General features: G+C 57.6%; 18 protein-coding genes and 1 tRNA gene. 6 read left to right on the plus strand and 13 right to left on the minus strand.

Translation table 11 applies throughout. The annotated features are described in order from the left end of the window. From B3527_RS12295 to B3527_RS12305, 3 genes are all read left to right on the plus strand, one after another. Nucleotides 1–966: ABC transporter permease (locus B3527_RS12295; RefSeq protein ID WP_290489780.1), on the plus strand; the 966-nt coding region annotated here is incomplete at its 5' end. Between the two features lie 49 nt (nucleotides 967–1,015). Next, nucleotides 1,016–1,711: a DUF3299 domain-containing protein gene (locus B3527_RS12300; protein ID WP_290480059.1), complete on the plus strand. Its 696-nt coding sequence runs from the start codon at nucleotides 1,016–1,018 to the stop codon at nucleotides 1,709–1,711. Nucleotides 1,712–1,792: 81 nt separating this feature from the next. Beyond that, on the plus strand, nucleotides 1,793–3,664 hold the full coding sequence (locus tag B3527_RS12305; RefSeq protein WP_290480060.1) for a polysaccharide deacetylase family protein: 1,872 nt from the start codon (nucleotides 1,793–1,795) through the stop codon (nucleotides 3,662–3,664). A 27-nt stretch (nucleotides 3,665–3,691) separates the two neighbouring features. Here B3527_RS12305 and B3527_RS12310 read toward each other — a convergent pair whose 3' ends face one another. The 5 genes from B3527_RS12310 to B3527_RS12330 all read right to left on the minus strand — a co-directional run bounded on the left by B3527_RS12310 (nucleotide 3,692) and on the right by B3527_RS12330 (nucleotide 8,376). Next, nucleotides 3,692–4,120, minus strand: coding sequence for a response regulator (locus B3527_RS12310; RefSeq protein ID WP_206991474.1), 429 nt, complete (start codon nucleotides 4,118–4,120; stop codon nucleotides 3,692–3,694). 142 nt (nucleotides 4,121–4,262) lie between these two features. After that, nucleotides 4,263–5,672, minus strand: a complete 1,410-nt coding sequence (locus tag B3527_RS12315) for a glycosyltransferase family 2 protein (RefSeq protein ID WP_290480061.1) — start codon at nucleotides 5,670–5,672, stop codon at nucleotides 4,263–4,265. Then, nucleotides 5,669–6,730 (minus strand): HEAT repeat domain-containing protein, encoded by a 1,062-nt coding sequence (locus B3527_RS12320; RefSeq protein WP_290482049.1) that lies wholly within the window; start codon nucleotides 6,728–6,730, stop codon nucleotides 5,669–5,671. Before B3527_RS12320 ends, B3527_RS12315 begins: the two co-directional genes overlap by 4 nt. A gap of 2 nt (nucleotides 6,731–6,732) precedes the next feature. Beyond that, complete coding sequence (locus B3527_RS12325; protein WP_290480063.1) at nucleotides 6,733–7,824, minus strand: YaiO family outer membrane beta-barrel protein; 1,092 nt, start codon at nucleotides 7,822–7,824, stop codon at nucleotides 6,733–6,735. Nucleotides 7,825–8,289: 465 nt separating this feature from the next. Next, nucleotides 8,290–8,376 (minus strand) — tRNA-Leu (locus tag B3527_RS12330). An 89-nt stretch (nucleotides 8,377–8,465) separates the two neighbouring features. Between B3527_RS12330 and B3527_RS12335 the strand changes: the two genes are divergently transcribed. Beyond that, the gene (locus tag B3527_RS12335; RefSeq protein ID WP_206991478.1) at nucleotides 8,466–9,071 is read left to right on the plus strand and encodes an exopolysaccharide biosynthesis protein; all 606 of its coding nucleotides are present in this window, start codon (nucleotides 8,466–8,468) and stop codon (nucleotides 9,069–9,071) included. A 74-nt stretch (nucleotides 9,072–9,145) separates the two neighbouring features. Next, complete coding sequence (locus tag B3527_RS12340) at nucleotides 9,146–9,667, plus strand: disulfide bond formation protein B (protein WP_242517413.1); 522 nt, start codon at nucleotides 9,146–9,148, stop codon at nucleotides 9,665–9,667. A gap of 1 nt (nucleotide 9,668) precedes the next feature. Here B3527_RS12340 and B3527_RS12345 read toward each other — a convergent pair whose 3' ends face one another. After that, nucleotides 9,669–10,604, minus strand: a complete 936-nt coding sequence (locus B3527_RS12345; protein WP_206991480.1) for a DMT family transporter — start codon at nucleotides 10,602–10,604, stop codon at nucleotides 9,669–9,671. On the opposite strand from B3527_RS12345, the gene B3527_RS12350 reads away from it, so the two are divergent. Then, on the plus strand, nucleotides 10,603–10,890 hold the full coding sequence (locus B3527_RS12350; protein WP_290480064.1) for a hypothetical protein: 288 nt from the start codon (nucleotides 10,603–10,605) through the stop codon (nucleotides 10,888–10,890). The genes B3527_RS12345 and B3527_RS12350 overlap by 2 nt on opposite strands. 15 nt (nucleotides 10,891–10,905) lie before the next feature. Here the strand turns inward: B3527_RS12350 and B3527_RS12355 are convergent, their stop codons facing one another. From B3527_RS12355 to B3527_RS12385, 7 genes are all read right to left on the minus strand, one after another. Continuing rightward, the gene (locus tag B3527_RS12355) at nucleotides 10,906–11,778 is read right to left on the minus strand and encodes an SDR family NAD(P)-dependent oxidoreductase (RefSeq protein ID WP_290480065.1); all 873 of its coding nucleotides are present in this window, start codon (nucleotides 11,776–11,778) and stop codon (nucleotides 10,906–10,908) included. A gap of 78 nt (nucleotides 11,779–11,856) precedes the next feature. After that, nucleotides 11,857–12,717: an SDR family oxidoreductase gene (locus tag B3527_RS12360; RefSeq protein ID WP_290480066.1), complete on the minus strand. Its 861-nt coding sequence runs from the start codon at nucleotides 12,715–12,717 to the stop codon at nucleotides 11,857–11,859. A gap of 61 nt (nucleotides 12,718–12,778) precedes the next feature. Beyond that, nucleotides 12,779–13,297 carry a hypothetical protein gene (locus B3527_RS12365; RefSeq protein WP_290480067.1) on the minus strand — a complete coding sequence of 173 codons (519 nt, stop codon included), beginning with the start codon at nucleotides 13,295–13,297 and terminating at the stop codon, nucleotides 12,779–12,781. Between the two features lie 42 nt (nucleotides 13,298–13,339). Next, complete coding sequence (locus tag B3527_RS12370; protein WP_034814889.1) at nucleotides 13,340–13,603, minus strand: DUF2312 domain-containing protein; 264 nt, start codon at nucleotides 13,601–13,603, stop codon at nucleotides 13,340–13,342. Nucleotides 13,604–13,657: 54 nt separating this feature from the next. Next, complete coding sequence (locus B3527_RS12375) at nucleotides 13,658–14,587, minus strand: alpha/beta fold hydrolase (protein ID WP_290480068.1); 930 nt, start codon at nucleotides 14,585–14,587, stop codon at nucleotides 13,658–13,660. Nucleotides 14,588–14,592: 5 nt separating this feature from the next. Next, nucleotides 14,593–15,123 (minus strand): tetratricopeptide repeat protein, encoded by a 531-nt coding sequence (locus tag B3527_RS12380; protein ID WP_206991485.1) that lies wholly within the window; start codon nucleotides 15,121–15,123, stop codon nucleotides 14,593–14,595. Nucleotides 15,124–15,171: 48 nt separating this feature from the next. Further along, entirely contained in the window at nucleotides 15,172–15,780 is a 609-nt protein-coding gene (locus B3527_RS12385) for an HAD family hydrolase (RefSeq protein WP_206991486.1), read from the minus strand. Nucleotides 15,781–15,806: the final 26 nt, after the last annotated feature.

A 15,806-nucleotide genomic window follows, 5' to 3' on the forward strand; every position in this document is an offset into this window, starting at 1 on the left:
ATCTCCCTCGGAGACAGCCATCGCGGATTTCGCGTCATGGGTACAACGCCCAAATATTTTGACCGCTACAAGTTTGGCCGCAATCAGGACCTGGTGATCGCGCAGGGCGAACCGTTTGACGATCTGTTCGATGCGGTCATCGGCGCCGATGTGGCTCGCGAACTGGGGTATTCGATCAATAGCCCCATGGTCCTGTCGCATGGGCTGGGCCAAGCCGACTTTGGCTCAAGTCATGAAAACCGCCCGTTCCGGGTTGTTGGCATTCTTGCCCCGACTGGTACGCCGGTGGACCAGACGGTACATGTCTCACTGGAAGCCATCACCGCCATCCATGTCGGCTGGGAAACCGGCGCAAAGAATCCTCTCGCCGACAGTATTTCCGAAGAGACCGTGCGGTCCTTCGATCTCACACCCAAGACTGTCACGGCGATCTATCTCGGCCTGAAACGTAAAGGCACCATCTTGACCACACGCCGCGAGATCAACATCAACAAGGGCGAGCCATTGATGGCGATCATTCCATCACAGGCGCTCGCGGAACTATGGAGTGTGACCGCAATTGCCGAACGGGCATTGCTGGCCGTCTCGATATTCGTCATCGCGGTGGGCGTGGTTTCGATTTTGACCTCCATCCTCACCAGCCTCAACGAGCGGCGACGCGAAATGTCGATCCTTCGTGCGGTCGGTGCTCGACCCGGTCACATCTTCACGCTGTTGGTGCTTGAAGCAGGGTTGGTGGGCCTCCTCGGCGCGTTGCTAGGCATTCTTCTCATCCATGGGCTGCTGGCAGTGGTCGGTCCGCTTGTTTCAGCGCATTACGGCATATCCCTAATTGGCACCGGGCCCAGCCTGATCGACCTGTATACACTGCTGGCGGTCACGGGCGCCGCCCTGGTCGCCGGGGCGATACCCGCCTGGATGGCGTTCCGCAGGTCGCTGGCCGATGGATTATCCCTTCGGCTCTAACCGCTCACATCCACTGGCGGGGCCACCCCGCGCATCCTAGATTGGCATCATGAAAAAACTCTCTCCCCTCCTGACCGCCGCCCTCATGACGGGCTTACTGGCAGCCTGCAGTGAAGCAGATACGCCAGCCGAACCCGCACCTGCTGAAGCCAGACCAGATGCCACGGCCCCACAAGTTGGCGACAAGATTGGCGAAAGCGAAGCTGAGCGCAAAGCCAAACGCGAAGCAACGATTGCCGCGCGCGCCGCAGATCAGGCCCGCAAAAAATCCGAGGCCGAAGCGCGCGGCGTGACCGAGATCGGCTGGGAAGACTTGATGCCGGAAGGCGAAGAAGAACGTCTCGCCCAGATGTACCAGAGTCAGATGTCGATGCTCTATGGTGGCGGAGGCGTAGCAGAAGGGTCGGCTGCGGACGCCATGGTGCAGATCGGCACGTTCAACACCGTCAAGGAACTCAACGGCAAATCGATCAGGTTGCCGGGCTATACCGTGCCGTTTGAATATGGCTCAAAAGCCGAAGTGACCGAATTCCTTATGGTCCCCTATTTCGGCGCCTGTATCCACGCCCCACCCCCGCCACCAAATCAAACCGTATTCGTAACGACGGACGAGCCCATCCTGTTGAAAGATCTGGCGCAGGCCGTCTGGGTTGAAGGCATCCTAACCGCCGAGACGCAGGAGAGCGAACTGGCGGACGCCGCCTATACGCTCAAGCTGACTCACATCGAGAAATACGAGTACTAGGACTTACTATTCAACGCGTTCACGAAATATAGGTGGTTTCACGGTTTCTGGGGATGAAACCCTCTCAACAGGCACAAATGGATGTTCTGGAACAAACGCGTCGCAGTCCTGATTTCTGCCCTGATAATTGCGGCGATCACCATAAGCATCCTCACATATGTGCGGCGCCCATCGCTTGAGGGACTTGCAGGTCTGAATGGTCCCACCGCAGATAGCATCATTGCGGATGGTCAATCGTCCAGTTGGTCAGTTCACGCCGATGGATCGGAATCGCGACTCGCCATCCTGCTGACCGATGAAGATTCCTCCTGGCTCGGACTGGCTGAAGGGTTGAAAAGCATCGGTGTCCCCTTCTTGATCACGCGAAACACCAAAGCGGCTGTCCAACACAAGGTCGTGCTCGCGTATCCAGCAATTTCAGGTCGTCTGCTGGATGCCGAAGACTTGGAGACCCTCGCCCAGCACGTGGAATCCGGCGGCACATTGATCGCGACGCAAATCCTTGGCGGAGGATTGCAAGGCGTGTTTGGCTTCGACCGCATCGAAGAATCCCGTGACCATTCGGAGATTCGCTTTTCCGGATCTCACCCCACCTTGTCCTTTATCGACCGGCCAGAAGAAAGGACCGTCAGGATTGGAAACCCTGATAAGGACCTACACCGCATCGGCACCCAAGCGTTCGTTGGCGCGACAAATATTCTGGCCACCTACGATGATGGATCCGCAGCTATGGTGGCGCACGCCTCCAAACAGGGTGGACAAGCTTATGCTATCGGCTTTGATCTCGGCTTCTTCATCCTGAAGTCCGCAAACGGGCGCAATGGTGGCGTGTCGAGAAATTACGCGAACGCCTATGAGCCATCTGTCGACACATGGTTGCGATGGATAAAATCCGTCTACACTCAAAGTGAACCGGCCGCGATCACGCTTCACTCCGCGCCGGAAGGGCGAGATCTCGCCGTCGTCATATCCTTCGACATCGATTATTCGAACTCCATGACCAATACGAGGGCATTCAGCGACCTCCTGTCAGAGCTCGGAATTCCGGGAACCTTCTTCATTCAGACAAAGTATTTCGACGACTACAACGACAAGGCGTTCTTCAATGATTTTACGCTGCCCATTGTACAGCATCTAAACGAGTCCGGAATGGAGGTCGCCAGCCATTCGGTGACGCATGCAAAGACTTTTTCGGACATGCCGCTTGGCGAGGGATCCGAGCGTTTTCCTGACTACCAGCCCCGCGTATTGAATGAAGGCAGAACCTGGAATGCTTCAATTCTGGGCGAACTGCGCGTGAGCAAGTATCTGCTGGAACAGGTCACGGAAACAGAAGTGGTATCGTTTCGTCCAGGCTACCTCGCCACACCGGCGCGCCTTCCTGAAGCCTTGGACGCGAGCGGGTACAAATACGCCTCCAGTGCCACATCGGGAAATGTTCTGACGCATTTGCCCTACCGCATGACTTTCAGCAGGGGCTACGACAGTGCAACAGGCGTTTTCCAGTTCCCCATCGCCATCGAAGACGAAATTCCACCGCACATGAACTTGCGGGAGGAACCGGCCGTGGACCTCGCCAAGCGGCTCGCCGAATATGGGGGCTGCTATGTCGTGCTGATCCATCCCAACGTCACGAAAGAAAAAATCGAATTCCTCAACGCCGTGGTTCCTGAACTGAAGCGTTTCGCCTGGTTCGGGACACTGCAGCAATTTGGCGATTGGTGGACCATGCGCGATGGCGTATCGGTCGACGCCCGCATCTTTGAAGACGAGATGGTTATCACGGTGGACAGCGAATTGCCCATACAGGGTCTTCGCCTGGATCTGGATACGGACTGGATACCCCAATCCCCGCTCCCCGATGGCGTCAGCTTTTCACCGGGGTCCGTCTACATTGCTGCAGCTGGCACAGAACTCTCAATTACAATGAACATGCCTTCAATGGACCGGTAAGCGTTCGCTCGGGACGGTTCGTCGGACCTACGCGAAGCGTTCGGTCGGAACTTCCTGCTGGAGATCAGACACGTCCAAACGGGCGCGCTCGTCCTTGATACGCTTGCGGATACGCAGAACCAGTTCGTCCGGAATGAAAGGCTTGGTCAGGTACTCAGCGGCACCCCGCTCCAGTGCATCCAGAACATCATGCTCGCCGCGACGAGCTGTTAGCATCACCACCGGCAAGCTGGCCGTATCGGGATCATTCTTCAGTCGACGCAGGACTTCAAACCCGTCCATCACGGGCATCATCGCATCAAGCACCATCAGGTCATACTTCATGGTGCGCGCGAGTTCGAGGGCTGCACCGCCGTCTTCCGCGATATCGACTTCAAATCCGGCAACCGCGAGCTTGTGCTCGAGCAGTCCGCGCAACAAGCGATCATCGTCTGCGACTAGAATTTTATTGGACATTTGCAAGAGTCCTTCTGCAAGCGAGGTTTTTACTCAGCTCACTGTGCCAAATTACGATAAACATCCGTCAAACGAACTATATTTAATTTGATCTATCTCGGGTCATTTTGCAGCTCTTGCAGGTGCGACCTCCCCCAAGCGATCAACTTGCCGTGAACCCCTTCCGGGTCATCACGCCCCAAGAGCCGCTTCTCTTGAGATACTGAACCCACCCCTGAACGCGCCACAAGCTGTTCAGCTGGCGGTATCCAAGATTTTCCAACACACAAATTGCCGTCAAGAGCGCTAGGTCAGATGCCTTGGGCACACGGCGCAGCTGCGCTTCTTCCAATGCAAGAGAACCCACAGAAATGGCCAATCCAAAGCCTGACGTCACTGCGATATAGGCGAGGAAGTAGTCGAGTGGAAGCGAGCCCGTAAATGCCAATATCGGAAACAGGATGAACCCGATAGCATCCACGACTGGTCCAATTACGTCTGTGATCAGCACATTTCCGAAACCCAGGACACCCACCAATCCGTAGCGTGGATTGAGCGCCATCATGCCGTGACGCTCGAATGTTTCCAGCGTGCCGCGTTGCCAACGGGCCCGTTGATTGCGGAGCACGCTCAGCGTCTCGGGCGCTTCGGTCCAGCAGACCGGCTCCGGGATGAACCGGATACGATAATCCTGTTTTTGCTCTATGAGGGTTCTGTGCAGTTTGACCACCAACTCCATGTCTTCACCGACCGTCCCGAGACTATAACCGCCAACCTTCAGGACGGCGTCGCGCCGGAACAAGCCAAAGGCCCCTGAAATGATGAGCACGGTATTCAGTCGGCTCCAAGCGATTCGGGTCATCAGAAAGGCGCGCAGGTATTCGACCGTCTGCAGGAGCGGGAGCATCTTCTTGGGCAACTGCACCTTCAGTATCTGACCGTTCCGGATGACACTGCCATTGGCGATCCGGACAGTCCCCCCCACCGCAATCGTCCGCTCTGGGTCTTCCATGAACGGCTTCACAGTGCGCAACAACGCATCCGGCTCCAAAACGGAATCTGCATCAACGCAGCAAAACAAAGGTGCCCGGGACACGTTGATACCTGCGTTCAGCGCATCGGCTTTTCCACCATTTGCCTTGTCGATCACGACAAGACGCTTTTGATGTTGCGACCGGTAAATCGTCTTGATGGGTTGGTGCGGCGCCAAAGGGGAGTAAAGGCGCGAAGTTTCTACAAGATTGAACGCATCTTTCAGCACCTCCAGCGTGGCATCCGAACTTCCGTCATTGATGATGATGACCTCATAATTCGGATACTGAATAGCCATCAGCGATGAAAGGCTTTCGACAATAGTTTTCTCTTCGTTATAAGCTGGCACGAGAATCGCGATGGGCGGCGCCGAATCCGAGTAGCGGCGCCAAAGGGCGTCAACCTTCGCGGCACGCCCCGATTTGGCCAGCTGGAACGCCGCTAACAGCAATTGGATGAAATAATTTGTGTACTGGACGAGACCGGCAAAGATAACCACCAGCCCCACATACTTCGCTACGATGAAAACGGATTCCATCATTGGACGGCCTCCATCGCACTCAGCTCCGCAAGCGCCAGGGCTGCGGTACGGTTCGCACTTTCATTGCCCTTTGATATTGCCGACACTTCCAGTAGCTCTCGACCCGACGCCCCCATGTCGGCCAGAGCTTGCGCCGCTTCAAACTGGACCAGCCACACGGGATCGGAAAGCAAGTCTGCGACCTGGGCCGCGTAGGTATCGTGGGATATCTCACAAAGCGCCTTCACCGCGCCTGCGCGCACACTCCAGTCGGTATCCTTCAGGCAACTGGCAATGGCCGGAGCAGCGTCCGGGTGTTCCAGACTTGCAAGTCCGTCGAGTGCCGCGACACGGATCAGGGGCACATCGCTGGAGAGCGCTGCTTCGAGAATACCAAGTACTGAATAATCCGCACTCCCGCCCAGGGCGGACAGCAAGGCCGCGCGTTCGAGGTCCGGAACTCCGGGCCGTCCGAGGTATTCCAGGATGTCCCTTGAACGGTGCAGCGCCAGTTTCGACAGAACCGATTGCAGGCTACGCGTGCTACCGTTCAGTTTCGAGAATTCACGCATGACATCCGGCACTGTTGGATAGGCACCAACGGCGACCAGCGTTCGTATTCCAGCGATGCGAAGGTCACGGTTTGCTGACCGCTCCACCAGCGAATCAACGGCTTTGGCCGTTGGCAGGCCGGGAAAATAGGCCAGTGCCTCAACGGCAGCGTGCCGGACAAATCTGAACCGATGTCGCAAGAGGCGGCGGAATTCATCGTCCACCCGGTACCTGACCATCCGCGCGACGAGACGGTCGCGCTCTTCGCCTCTAACCAGCGCAACGAATTCAAGAAAGACTTCCGGCACCATGGGGGATTTCCAGAGGGTCTCGTCGGGAATCGCGGCCTCACCCTTTTCATCCCACAGGATTTGCGCCGTTGCCTCCAGAATTTGTTGGCGTTGCTTTGTGTAGAGTGACTGCCTGTGCGTACGGATAATCCGAAGAAGTATCAGCGTGATCATCCACAGTAGGGACGCAAGCACCAATACGCATGCAATCTGCCATATCAGGATGAGATAATTCACCCTCAAAAACTCCGCGCAAGCGAAAGGGAGATATCTGTGCGATCGTAGGTAGTACGAAGTTCCTTGCCGGCCGTCAGGCGTAGCGCGGTGGTTCGACCGAAGCGCATTTCCAGTCCCGCCGCATAGGACTGCACTTCCACTGTTGCGCCATCAGAACTTTCCGGTGCGTCGGCGTAATAGAGATGCACCGCCCAAGGTCCTGTCGGCCTGAAAGTCGAGCGCATACGATAGCCTGAGCGATGCTGGTCGTTCTCGTCTCGCACGTTGATGTACCGCACTTCAATCTCCGCAGCCTCGCCAGCGAAAGTGTACTGGGCGCCCGGAAGAAAGGACGTCACCCGGCCGCTCTGGTATTCTGAAGTTCTGATGTCCGACAGGAGTTCCAAGCCCGGATAGTGCGTGGCAACACCTGCGCCAACGAGAACTGTGGTGTTGGGCAGGAAGGTCGTGTTGGTCCCTCCCCCGATTTCCATTCGGACATGCCCGAACCCCGTACGCTTTGCGGCGCCGATGTGCACATTCGTGTTCGAGCGGTCGAAGCGCTCGGCGTATAGCGCGGAGGCACTGAGTGTAAGCGTATCTGATACTCGGACTGCCACTGCCGGGGACAGGCTGGTCCAGTCCGGCAAGTCCTTCGTCAAACTGCTGCGGCTTGCTGTCAAATTCGTCGTAATACGATTGCGATCCTGCCGGGATGCCTGTTCGCGCATGGCAGCGTAGTCGGCATGATCGGACGACAAGGTTTCTGCAGCGTCGATAAACTCATGGGAACCTTGTGCGTCTCCCTTGATTCTGCGCACGCGCGCCAGCGCGGTATAGGCATCCACATAGTCGGGAGCTTGATCAATGACGTGTTCGAGTTCGCTTTCGGCCTCATCAAGGCGTTCCAGTGCGATCAGGCAGAGTGCCGCGTTCAAACGGGAGTCTACGTCTTCAGGATTTGTGGCGAGCAACGCTTCGAACATTCCAAGAGCCTCGTCGAAACGTCCGGCGAACCTCGCTTCCACGCCCTGCGCATACAGGCTGCGAAGGTCCGTCTGAACAGGCGACGGCATGGCAGGAATCGTTTGGTCGAGAAGCACCAGTTCGATCATGAAAGTATCACAACTCTCAGGCCGGCTTGCTCGCACGTGGCGGCGCACGCGCGACGCTCCAGTGTGAGCCGCAAGAATAGCGTTCCAAGTTTCATGATCGCATGTCCTCCACGCTGGATTCAGGTTTAATCCAGCGTCTGCAATTGATTGCAAAAACAGATGATCGTCAGGTTAATCAGGCGGTCTGGCGAGAGATCGGTATTCGCGCGGGACGAGGTTGCTCATGTTTTGATTGCCCCAGAATCCGATCGTTTCAGCAAAGCGCCGAACACCGGATCAGGACCGCATGCTGTAGAATTTACTACGGTTTGCGATGGACCGCCCTCAGTCGAGTAAGCACCCGTCATCTTGCGTTGGAACCAAGCGAATTTCGTTCACAGAGAAATTTTAGGGTCGCTGTCAAAATGTGATGTTCGCAAGCCAGACCAGTTACCCATGAAAGGATCAGCGCGCGTCCTATGCAATTGGTACCTCTGGCCGGACTCGAACCGGCACTCTGTCACCAGAAACGGATTTTGAATCCGTCGCGTCTACCAGTTCCGCCACAGAGGCCCTTTGCAGGGAGCGCTTCTCCTGCCGCATAGCTGGGCCTCCTGTCAATCTACTCGACGTAGCGATCAAAGACATCTAACAGCTTAGGCATGTCTTCCACCGAGATTCCGACCGAAAAAACCCTGTTGCAGACCATCGAAGCGCTTGCCGCAGGTGCGCCCGAGAACGGGTTCTCGCTGCGGGAAATCTTTGATCAGCTGGATGAAAGTGCATTTGGCGCTGGCCTGTTCCTGCTTGCCCTTCCTTGTTGCATTCCGTTTCTTTATGGGGTGCCGCAGGTCGTATCTTTGCCCATGATGGCCCTGGCGGCCCAAATGGCGATGGGCCGCGAGCAGCCTTGGATGCCGGACAAGCTCGCCAATCGCCACATTGATCGCAAGGGCCTTACCCAGATGGCGTCCGGCGGCCGCAAATGGCTCGGCTGGATCGAGCACATTGTACGCCCGCGCCTGACCGTCATTACCGGCAAGCGGTCGGAACGCGTCATTGGCCTGTTTCTATGCATATTCTGCGCGTCAATCCTCGTGCCGTTGCCGATGACCAACACGGTGCCGGGCTTTGCCGTGGCCATAGCGTCTTTTGGTCTCATGCAGAAAGACGGCTTGATGGTGATTGGCGGCCTGATCATAGGAACAGCCTGGGTCAGCGGTCTGATAGGCGCCGTGATGCTCGGTGCGGTCAGCCTGTTTGGATGATAAATAACGGCAAAGTGACCTTGCGCCGCATTGTGGTCATGACGCAGTCCGGTTTTAGCTGAAGCATGGATTTCATGCGATCTCTCCTGAAAGACTGGAAGTGGCCCGCGGTGGCCGTGGCGGTGTCCGCCTTCATGTTGGCAGCCGCCCACGCGTTTGAGACTTTTGGCGGCCTGCCTCCCTGCCCACTCTGCCTGCGGCAGCGGGAAGTCTATTGGGCGCTGATCGCGATGACGCTGACGGGCCTTGTGCTCTGGCGATGGATCCCGAAACGCCGGTTCCTGGTCGCACTCAACATGATGATCGGACTCGTCTTTGTCGTCGGTGTTGTGGTTGCCTTCTACCATTCCGGTGTCGAGTGGGGCCTGCTGCCGCCACCAGATGGTTGTTCCGGTGAAGGGGTGATCGATCCAATGGCGATTCAGGACTTCAGCAAGCCGATGCATGTGCCGTCCTGCACGGATGCGCCTTTCTACATTCTCGGCCTTTCCATGGCGGGCTGGAATGGCGTGGTCTCTGCCATCATGGCGCTGTTCAGCTTCATCGCGGCAGGCGCGACGTTCCGCGGCGCCGTTCATTCACCCGAAGCCGCCTGACCTAGAGCGGCGGCGCGGACAGCCGGCGCAGGCGCTGTTCCCGGATTGTGATGTACAGGGTGGCTCCAATGATGATTGCAGTGCCCACCCAGGTCCAGAAACCCGGCAGCATGTGGAACAGACCCCAATCGACCAGTGCTGCCATCGGCAGACGCATATAGTCGATCGGCGACAGGAAAGATGCATCGCCAACGCTCATGCCGCGAATGTAGAAGTACTGGCCGGTCACACCGCATACGCCCATCAGGCCGATCCAGGACCAGTCGATGACAGAGGGCGCCACGTCCGGCCACGTCAGGATGGCGAGCGGCAATAACAGGATCGACGACAGAAGGTTTGCCCAGATTAACAGGGTCACCGGCCTGTGCAGGCGCGTCAAAGATTTCACGAGTGTGATCGCCCCAGCCAGGCAGAACGCCGCCGATACGGCGAGGACCATGCCCAGACTAATACCGAGTTGGGGCTGCATCATGATCATGACCCCGACACATCCGGCGATTGTGGCGCCCCAACGATGCACACCGACCCGTTCCTTCAGGATGAAGGCCGCGAGAAAGGTGACGAACATGGCCCGGGAAAAACTGATCGCATTGAATTCGGAGAGCGGCAGGCCAACCGCGTCCGACACGGCATAGAAGCCGAGGGCAAAGCCAAGCGTCCCGAACAGGCTGCGCAGCAAGATAAGACCCGGCTGGTGAATTTTCATCACACTCCAGCCCTGTTGCAGGATAACCGGAATGACGACGATCAACGCAACGCCAGAGCGCCAGAAGGCAAGGAAGCCTGGATCGAAGGTTGCAGACTGGACCTTGGAAAGCGTGAGGAACACGGTGAAGGTGGCCCCGGAGGCCAGCATCCAGAGCGCGCCTTCAATATTGCGCGGTGCGGGCCCCACCTCTAGGTCTGTCTGCTGAGACTGATCGGGGCGAGAATCCATGGGCTGTTTTACGCCTTCCGAAATTGACGAGATCGACCGTCTTTGGCGGGAATTGCCAGCCGATCACATGTGGACCGGCTGGGCCGCTTCAGGGAGCGAACCTGACCAAGTCTGGATATTCAGGACTCGCGCACATTGGCGCCGGTTCCCGCTCACTAAGTCAAAAACCGGCTTTGTCATAGCCGACGAGCGAGGTCGTCCGGTCGCTCGTGCAAAAACACTCCCCGCCCTACTGAAAAAAGTGGAGCTGATTCCAGGCCTTGAGGCGCTGACGGAAGACCCGTAGCGCCTCACCAACGACCTAGCTGTTCATCTGTTCCCGCATCTGTTCGGCTTGTTCCGGCGTGATGCCAAGCGCATCCAGGAGTGGACCGCCGGCGGTCTCGTCCCAAGAATGACGTGGACCGACCGTCATGCCGCCATCCACGAGGAATTCGCCGCCCGTAATGAAGCTCGCTGCGTCGGAGGCGAGGAAGGCTGCCATTTCGGCAATGTCTTCACCTTTGCCAACCCGGCCAGCTGGCTGCATGCTGCCACCTGCTTCGATCAGCATGGCCGCCATCTGGTCTGCCTGCTCGCGCGGCAAGCCGAGCGACGCGCCGAAGATCGAGGTCGCGATAAAGCCCGGCAGGACCGCATTCACGCGAATGCCATACTTGGAGAGCTCTGCAGCCGCCAATTTGGAGAAATGTGCCACCCCCTTCTTGGCAACAGAGTAGGTGATTGGCGCATATCCGGCGCATACGGCGCTGATTGAAGACGTGTTGATAATAGCGCCGCCATTTTCCTTCATGTGTGGAACAGCAAACTTGGTTCCGGCAAAGACCTGTTTCAGAAGGAGAGACATGGTTTGGTCATAGGCATCAAGATCCAGTTCCTCCACCGAATCCGGCGTGCCACCATGCCCCGCATTATTCCAGAGAATGTCCAACCGTCCGAAATGGTCGACGGCCTTGCCCATGATACCTTCCAGTTCGGCCATGTCCGTCACGTCGCAATGGACAAACAGGACCTTGTCGTCGCCAAAGCGCGTCTGAAGCGCCATGCCCTTTTCGTCCTGAATGTCTCCAGCAACAACTTTCGCGCCAGCCGCAACAAACGTCTCGACTCCCGCAAGACCGATGCCGCTCGCCCCTCCCGTGATGATGGCGACTTTGCCGTCAAGATTGGCCATGTGCGTATTCCTCCCGTTTTCGTTTTTCAGGAGAATGCGCGCCCCTTCCCCGCGGTTCGTCAATGCCCGCAGGAAAATTTACTTGCCGGGCTTCGTCATGCCGAATCGCTTGCGGAAGACCCCATCCAGAACACGCTTGGGCAGCAGCGTCGGAATGTACCAATTCGTCAGCTTGTTCGGCACAGGGGAATAGCGCGCCCTGGGAGTGGCGTCCTCCAACGCAATTTCGATGACTTTCGCAATTTGTTCAGGCGGCAAGCCGTCGCGCCCCCCCTTCAGCATCACCTGCTCAAATTGCTTCAACGCGTCCGACCAGGCACTTCCAGAATAGGGGCCATCTGAATTGGCTTCCTCTGCCTTATCCCATATCGGCGTTTTCACTGATCCTGGCCCTACGGCAATGGCATCAATGCCGAAGATCACCAGTTCCCGGCGCAACGTGTCTGTCATCGCTTCAACGGCATGCTTAGTGGCCGTGTAGGCCCCAAGGAAGGGTGCCGAAATGCGACCACCCACGCTGGTGATGTTGACAATCCGACCGGGAGCACCGGTGCGAGTCTTGTCCATCCCAAGAAGTGGCGCGAAGGCTTGAGATGCGCGCAACAGGCCGAAAACATTGACCTCGAAATGGGCCTTGAAATCATCAAGCGGTTGAATCGCGAGCGGCCCCATATTTGCGATACCCGCATTGTTGACCAAACCCGTGAGCGTCTCGCCCTTCAGGGTTTCGGACACAGTCCGCACAGCGGTCTCCAAATGCTCCTGCCTCGTCACATCCAGAATAAGCGGGCGAATATCCCCTTCGGAGCTCGCGGATAGCGCATCGGCATCGGACTGCTTTCTGACCCCGGCATAGACGCGCCACCCATGCTTTGCGAGGTAGAGCGCGGTCGCTTCGCCAATACCGGTCGATGCACCTGTGATTACAACAGTCTTCATGCGGGTCGTCCTTCCAATTCGGGGAATATGGAAACTATACGCATCAAACTCGTGTTCGGGTTTACTCGGTCTGCTTTCCACCTTCAATGACCCGGAAGGCGGGACGTTTCTTCGGCGGTTCATCTTCGGGAGATCCCGGGACAGGAGAGGTGGGCTCCACAGGCGTCAACTCCGACGCACGGACCAATTTCGGCAAGCTCCGGGTGGGCGGCTCAGAATGTCGAGCGGCCGGGTCTTCCATCAGATCATCATCCAACTGGCGCACTCGCGGCGTCGGCCGCTTGTTGAAGCCACCGGGCTTCTTCTTTGCGCCGAAGCCAGTCTTGGCCTTTCCACGAGCTTTCTTGTCAATTTCCTTCAGCTTCATCTGCTGCAGGCTGGAAAGGGCTTCGCCGTCGCTCCCTTTCAAAGGATCTGCAAACGCAGACCCATAGGTCTCGATGCGCTCCTCGACCTCTTCAAGGAATTGCTTTTCCCAGTCAGACAGGGGCGGACCAAGCCCCTGCTCAGCCAATGCCGCTGCCTTCCGTAGTTTACGGAGCGCGGCGCGTTTCTTGCGTTCGTCAACATCTCGGCCCATTGGCAGAGAATATGGTGATTATTGTGCCGGAGGCAAACCGGGTCAGGCTTCGCCAAGTGCCAGCAGGTAGGTGTCGAGCACCATTTCCTGCTCTTCGCGCTCGGCCCGGTCGACCTTGCGCAGCTTGATCACCTGACGCAGTGCCTTGGTATCAAAACCGAAAGCCTTCGCCTCAGCGTAGATTTCCTTGATCTGCTCGGCAACTTCCTTCTTCTCCTCTTCCAGACGCTCGATCTTGGCGACGGTCTGGCGGAGTTTCTCGCGGGTCGCTTCGGTGAGATGGGTGATCGAGGCTTCGTCGTCCATGAGAGGCTCCTTGGGAATCGGGATCGGAAAAGAAGGCGCGTCTTAGCGGGAGTTTCACTCGCTGGCCAGACGGCGAATGGCATCAGCAACAGCTGCACCTTCGCCATGGTGTGGCATGTGCCCCTCATGCGGCAGGATCACGAGATCCACTGGCACCTGTTTCTTCAATTCACCTACATGAAGTCTTGGGGAAATCACGGTATCGCCGCTGCCAGAGAACACCGTGATTGGCACTTCCAGTTCACCATAGCGTCTGGACTGCGCGGCCAGCTGATCTTCCAGCGCCTTCACATCACGGGCATTGGCCCGGAAGTTTGGCGGGCGAAACAGAAGTCCGATGGCAGAATTTTCAGAGTAATTGTCCGGCACAGGTGCTGGCTCGAAGACGCCGTCAATCCCACGGGCAAGTTGGCCAGGGCCAACCAATGGCAAGAGCTGGCTGAACACAGGACCAACGACTGGCCGAGCAGCGAACGAGTTGTACCATGCCTGCCCGCCTCCGCCCCAATCATGGGTCACCGGCGCGAGCAGGACGAGCCCTTTTACAAGATCAGGCCGGTCCAGCGCCACGCGCAGGGCAACGGCTCCACCAAAGGAATGGCCGACCAAAATGGCTTTTTCGTCCGGTGCGAGTTGGTCCAACACGCCCGCCATTTGTGTCGCTTGCACGCCAAGATCCTGCGCGTCTTCCGGGCGGCTGGAATAACCGTGCCCGGGCCGATCTGCCATCAGAACGCGGTAAGCGCCCTCCAGCCGAGGCGCGAGCGTCCATGTGAACTCACGAGCATTGGCACTGGCACCATGAATCATCAGGACAGGTGGACCTGCCTCTCCACGCTGAATGACATGCACAGTCTCAGTTCCTACCGATACGGGCCGGCCAATTGGTGGGTGGGTGGCTTCCACCTTGTTCTTGTAGGCTGCACTGGTCACGCAAGCCCCCGTACCGAGCACGCATATGCCGAGGGCTGTTGCCGTAATCACGCCCCTCAAAGACCCTGGCCCTCAGCAAGCTTGGACAACCGCTTTTCTGCGGCCAGTGCCTGCTGCATGCGCGGATAGATTTCAATGGCCTCGCGATAGGCTTCGAGCGCATGCTTGGGAGATCCCATGCTTTCGAACATCATGCCCAACCCGGACCACGCGCCGAAATGGCGCGGCTCGAGTTGCAAGGTCTCGTTCAGGTCGCGCAATGCCTCGGTGTAATTTTCATCCATCAGGAACAGGGCAGCTCGCCGGTTCCACGCCTCGGGATAGTCTGGCTTGATCAGGATGGCCCGATCAAAGAAGGCGCGCGCCGTCTCGAAATCTCCTGCGGTCTGCGCATCGACGCCCCGCTCCATGATGACATCCACCGTCGGTGAGCCGGATTCCATCCAGGAGGCCCAGATATCCATGGCCACGTCATTGGCTTCGCTGTCACTGGGCGCAGTCCGCAGCTTCTCGAACATCTCATCGGATGGTTCCGCATGCGCCGCGCCCACGAGGAACAGGACGGCCAGAAGGAGCGCTCTTATCATCAGTCCGATATTATGCCGCGCGCCGGGCGGGGCAACCACAACTTGCTGTCACAGCAGGCCTTCACACAACAAAGCGGTCTCCAGGCCCTCTGCATGCTTGAAATGATGTGTCCGGAAGCCAAGCGCGTCAGCCGCTTCAACATTGGGCAGGCTGTTGTCAATAAACAGCACGTTTGCTGGCTCCGGATGGTCCATGACCTCCAGGGCGACATGATAGATTTCGGTGCCGGGCTTGATCAGGCCGATCCGGCCAGACACGATCACATCGCGGAACCGTCGCAGGATCTCGAACTCCTGGAGCATTTCGTCCCAAGGATCGGCTGGCATGTTCGTCAGGGCATAGAGCGGCACCTGGCGGGCATCCAGGCGCCGGATCAGTTCGGCGGTACCTTCCACATAGCCGTCGAACATTTCCATCCATCGCCGACCCCAGGCAAGGATTTCAGTTTCGTACTGAGGATATTGCCGGATCAGATCAACGGCATTCTCGGCAAAGCTTGCACCAGCATCATGCCGTGTATGCCACGCCATGTTACAGATATCCGCCAGGAACATTTGACGTTCCTGCGGCGTATCGATGATCTTCGCGTAAAGTCGTGCAGGGTCCCAGTCGAGGACCACATGCCCAAGGTCGAACAGGGCAATTTCAGCAGCCATAGTGCCGCCTTATTGCCTGTTCATGT

Origin of the sequence: Hyphomonas sp. UBA4505 (genome assembly GCF_002388685.1) — a bacterium.
Taxonomy (GTDB): Bacteria; Pseudomonadota; Alphaproteobacteria; order Caulobacterales; family Hyphomonadaceae; genus Hyphomonas.

What these genes read in the sequence shown, in the direction of transcription:
- B3527_RS12315 (WP_290480061.1), bottom strand. Translation starts at nt 5,672, where the DNA reads ATGATGGAATCCGTTTTCATCGTAGCGAAGTATGTGGGGCTGGTGGTT.
- B3527_RS12335 (WP_206991478.1), top strand. Translation starts at nt 8,466, where the DNA reads ATGTCTTCCACCGAGATTCCGACCGAAAAAACCCTGTTGCAGACCATC.
- B3527_RS12325 (WP_290480063.1), bottom strand. Translation starts at nt 7,824, where the DNA reads ATGATCGAACTGGTGCTTCTCGACCAAACGATTCCTGCCATGCCGTCG.
- B3527_RS12345 (WP_206991480.1), bottom strand. Translation starts at nt 10,604, where the DNA reads ATGGATTCTCGCCCCGATCAGTCTCAGCAGACAGACCTAGAGGTGGGG.
- B3527_RS12300 (WP_290480059.1), top strand. Translation starts at nt 1,016, where the DNA reads ATGAAAAAACTCTCTCCCCTCCTGACCGCCGCCCTCATGACGGGCTTA.
- B3527_RS12340 (WP_242517413.1), top strand. Translation starts at nt 9,146, where the DNA reads ATGCGATCTCTCCTGAAAGACTGGAAGTGGCCCGCGGTGGCCGTGGCG.
- B3527_RS12355 (WP_290480065.1), bottom strand. Translation starts at nt 11,778, where the DNA reads ATGGCCAATCTTGACGGCAAAGTCGCCATCATCACGGGAGGGGCGAGC.
- B3527_RS12305 (WP_290480060.1), top strand. Translation starts at nt 1,793, where the DNA reads ATGTTCTGGAACAAACGCGTCGCAGTCCTGATTTCTGCCCTGATAATT.
- B3527_RS12380 (WP_206991485.1), bottom strand. Translation starts at nt 15,123, where the DNA reads ATGATAAGAGCGCTCCTTCTGGCCGTCCTGTTCCTCGTGGGCGCGGCG.
- B3527_RS12370 (WP_034814889.1), bottom strand. Translation starts at nt 13,603, where the DNA reads ATGGACGACGAAGCCTCGATCACCCATCTCACCGAAGCGACCCGCGAG.
- B3527_RS12385 (WP_206991486.1), bottom strand. Translation starts at nt 15,780, where the DNA reads ATGGCTGCTGAAATTGCCCTGTTCGACCTTGGGCATGTGGTCCTCGAC.
- B3527_RS12365 (WP_290480067.1), bottom strand. Translation starts at nt 13,297, where the DNA reads ATGGGCCGAGATGTTGACGAACGCAAGAAACGCGCCGCGCTCCGTAAA.
- B3527_RS12360 (WP_290480066.1), bottom strand. Translation starts at nt 12,717, where the DNA reads ATGAAGACTGTTGTAATCACAGGTGCATCGACCGGTATTGGCGAAGCG.
- B3527_RS12310 (WP_206991474.1), bottom strand. Translation starts at nt 4,120, where the DNA reads ATGTCCAATAAAATTCTAGTCGCAGACGATGATCGCTTGTTGCGCGGA.
- B3527_RS12350 (WP_290480064.1), top strand. Translation starts at nt 10,603, where the DNA reads ATGGGCTGTTTTACGCCTTCCGAAATTGACGAGATCGACCGTCTTTGG.